The organism is Mycobacterium sp. (assembly GCF_035633495.1).
In the GTDB taxonomy this organism is placed as follows: domain Bacteria; phylum Actinomycetota; class Actinomycetes; order Mycobacteriales; family Mycobacteriaceae; genus Mycobacterium.
In genome coordinates this window covers 1-3,166 of record NZ_DASQEU010000181.1, presented here as the reverse complement: position 1 = coordinate 3,166, position 3,166 = coordinate 1, and the positions used below count along the sequence as shown (strand labels likewise).

Sequence of the window (3,166 nt, the reverse complement as noted above, 5' to 3'; positions counted from 1 at the left end):
AACAGCGCCACATACAGCAACAGCCCTGCCGCGACGCTCATCAGTTCGCCCGGCCGTCGATGATGCGGCGGAGCGCGGCCTGCACCTGGGCGGACTCGTCGTCATTCATCTGATCGAGGAAGAACGTCAGAACCAAGTCGGCGTCCCCTCCGGACTCGAAGGCATCACGCATCAGCTTCGCGGAATGCTCTTCACGCGTCATCGTCGGCCGGTAGTGGTACGCCTTGCCGACCCGCTCGCGGGCCAGCCAACCCTTGCGGTGCAGATTGTCCATGGTCGACAGCACCGTGGTGTAGGCGATCGTTCGGTCACTGGCGAGCTCGTCGAAGATGTCGCGGACCGTGCAGACCTGGCCGCGGTCCCACAATCGATCCATCACCACGGCCTCGAGTTCACCGAAACCCCGAACACGCACGGCACACTCCTGCTGTCTTGAGCTGCGACACCTCGCACCGGCGGCCGATTCAGATGTCTGAAGCCACCGTAGGGCTCCGCCACCTTCGCGCCAACCCGTGGCACGGTCAAGGCGGAAAACTGTTGTCTCTGCACAAACTACACCCCTGGAATTTGTGACGGAAGTTACCAATGAGGTGAAAGTCATGTACGGTACTAATACGTATGGCGCAACTACGTACTGCGTATGTACGTAGTTAGTGCAAGAGCAGTCCGATGACAACTGGGGACATCGCGCCGCGCAGTGGGGCGGTTCGAGTCGTAGGGAGACATCAGTCTGATGGCATCCAGTCGGGGATTTCGCAGAACCATGCCAGTTGTCGCGGCGGCCGTCGTGGTGGTCACGATGATGAGCGCGTCGGGACAGGCGTTCGCCGAACCGGGCCCGGGTGCCACGGGTCCTGACAACGTGACTGCGCTGATCGTGCAGGCCGCCGAGGCGGACCAGCAGTTGCAGCAGATCGGCGCGCAAATCCAGGAACGCCAGGAAGACGTGAACAAGGCGATCGCCGATGTGCAGACGTCGCGGGATGCCGTCGACACGACCCGCCTCGACGCCGAATCGGCTCAGCTGGCCGTGCGTGACGCCAACACCGCGATCGCCGCGGCCCAGCAGCGGTTCGACACCTTCGCTGCCGAGTCCTACGTCAACGGCCCCTCCGGGTCCTACCTGACTGCGGCCACTCCCGAGGACATGGTCGCCACTGTCGGCACCGGCCAGACGCTGCAGATCAGCTTCGACGAGACCATGGCCGATCTGGCGGCGGCGCGCACCGAGGTGGCGAACAGGGAGTCCTCCGCCCGCGCGGCCCAGCAACGGGCCGACGCGGCGGCGGCGCAGGCGCAAGCGAGCATGGACACCGCGGTCACCGCCCTCACCGATACCCAACAGCAGTTCGGCGCTCTGCAGGCCGAGGTGGACCGGATGGTCGAGCAGCGCCGCGCGGCTCAAACCCGCCTGGACGCCACCCGCACCTGGTCGACGTCGAGTAGACGCGCGCCCGCGGCGAGCGGTGCCGCGCCCACAGCGCGTGCCGCCGGTGGCGACTGGGATACGGCAGCTTCACCCACCGACGCCAGCCAGTGGGACACCACGCTGCCGATGGTGCCCAGCGCCAATGTCGCCGGCGATCCCGTAGCGATCATCAACACCGTGCTCCAGATATCGGCTACCTCAGCTCAACTCACCGCCGACATGGGCCGAAACTTCCTGACCACGCTGGGTATCCTTCCCTCGGCCAGCGCCGCCGTTGATCCAGGAATCACCAACGGCCGCATTCCGCGGGTGTACGGGCGACAGGCATCCGAATACGTCATCCGTCGCGCCATGTCGCAGCTCGGTGTGCCGTACTCATGGGGCGGCGGTAACGCCAACGGACCGTCCAACGGCATCGACCAGGGCGCGGGAACGGTGGGTTTCGACTGCTCCGGGCTGTATCTATACGCCTTCGCCGGGGTGGGCATCAAGCTGGACCACTACTCGGGGTCGCAGTACGACGCCGGCCGCAAGATCCCGTCGTCACAGATGCGCCGCGGTGATCTCATCTTCTACGGCCCGAACGCCAGCCAGCACGAGGCGATGTACCTCGGGGACGGCCGGATGCTCGAAGCGCCCTACACCGGTTCGGTCGTCAAGATTTCGCCGGTGCGCACCAGCGGCATGACCCCCTACGTCACCAGGCTCATCGAATACTGATGGCACTCAGGCACGTCACGCGCAGAGATGGCTCGGCTGACGACTGGCGTCTAGCAGTTGCCCGCAGATGCCCGTTCGGGTCCATGTGTCAGAAGCCAGGTCGTTGCTCTTGGCGTTGTCGAAGATGTCGTCGATGAGGACGACGTCGTGGTGGGAGCGGTCCAGGATGGATGCGGCGATCGAGGCCCGGTAGCCCGATCCGCAGTGCACCCAGACTTCGTTGGCGGGTACTTCGGCGATGCGTTCGGCGAGTTCATGTAGCGGAATGTTGAGCGCACCTGGGATGTGGCTGTCGCCGTATTCGGAGGTTTGACGCACATCAATCAGCGTCAAGCCGTTGATGCCGGCGTCGCCGGTGTGCGCGACGCCGAATAGCCCGGTGAGGAGGCCGACGAGCATCCTGCGGGTATGGAGCGCGTGGCGCACCGCCGCCAGTTGATGCCAGAGTCCCCGACGGTGCAGGCCGTGCCAATGTCGTCCTGATCGCGCAACATCCGCACCCCCGCGACGCCCATCACGACGGCGAAGCCGATCAGGACCGCCGACTGGGGCAGATGCCTGCCGATGGCGGTGCCGACGACGGTGGCCGGGATACCCGCCAGCGCAAAGACATGAGCCAGGCGCCACTGCACTTGGCGTGCAGGGACTTTCAGTAACGCGCCGAATGTGGATGCGGCGACGACGATCAGTGAGGTCGGGATGGCCTTCCTCGTCGAGTTTGGCCTTCAGCGTGGCGGTCACGTCAATCTCGGTGAGCACGCCGAAACCCTGGTCGGACAGCGCCTCCCGGGTGCGGGCGCCGGCGTCGTCGAAAGTGGTTCGCAGGGTGGTCGACATGGCGAGTGTCATGGTGTTCTTTTCGGTAGTCAGGCCAGAGCTAGAAAGAGCTTTTCAAGTTCGGCCTCGGTCATCGGTTGGGCGTTCTCCGGCGTCTCGCCGGTCAGGCCCTGCCGCAGACCGATGGCGACGATCTTGAACCTGGACTTGTCCCGAGCGCGGGATGCCGCAGCGAGCTGG

General features: G+C 65.2%; 2 protein-coding genes and 4 pseudogenes. 1 reads left to right on the top strand and 5 read right to left on the bottom strand.

The features are described from left to right. Window positions 1–40: 40 nt before the first annotated feature. Window positions 41–415 (bottom strand): BlaI/MecI/CopY family transcriptional regulator, encoded by a 375-nt coding sequence (locus tag VET27_RS26055; RefSeq protein ID WP_526522877.1) that lies wholly within the window; start codon window positions 413–415, stop codon window positions 41–43. Window positions 416–763: 348 nt separating this feature from the next. Between VET27_RS26055 and ripA the strand changes: the two genes are divergently transcribed. Then, the gene (gene ripA, locus VET27_RS26050; protein ID WP_526522875.1) at window positions 764–2,149 is read left to right on the top strand and encodes an NlpC/P60 family peptidoglycan endopeptidase RipA; all 1,386 of its coding nucleotides are present in this window, start codon (window positions 764–766) and stop codon (window positions 2,147–2,149) included. 87 nt (window positions 2,150–2,236) lie between these two features. On the opposite strand, the pseudogene VET27_RS26045 reads toward ripA, so the two are convergent. The 4 pseudogenes from VET27_RS26045 to VET27_RS26030 all read right to left on the bottom strand — a co-directional run. Beyond that, window positions 2,237–2,482, bottom strand: a pseudogene (locus VET27_RS26045) (rhodanese-like domain-containing protein); the annotation flags it as partial. 30 nt (window positions 2,483–2,512) lie between these two features. Continuing rightward, window positions 2,513–2,856, bottom strand: a pseudogene (locus tag VET27_RS26040) (TSUP family transporter); the annotation flags it as partial. Next, window positions 2,855–2,998 (bottom strand): annotated as a pseudogene (locus VET27_RS26035) (DUF302 domain-containing protein); the annotation flags it as partial. The pseudogenes VET27_RS26040 and VET27_RS26035, both read right to left, overlap by 2 nt. Window positions 2,999–3,015: 17 nt before the next feature. Continuing rightward, window positions 3,016–3,166, bottom strand: a pseudogene (locus tag VET27_RS26030) (hypothetical protein); the annotation flags it as partial.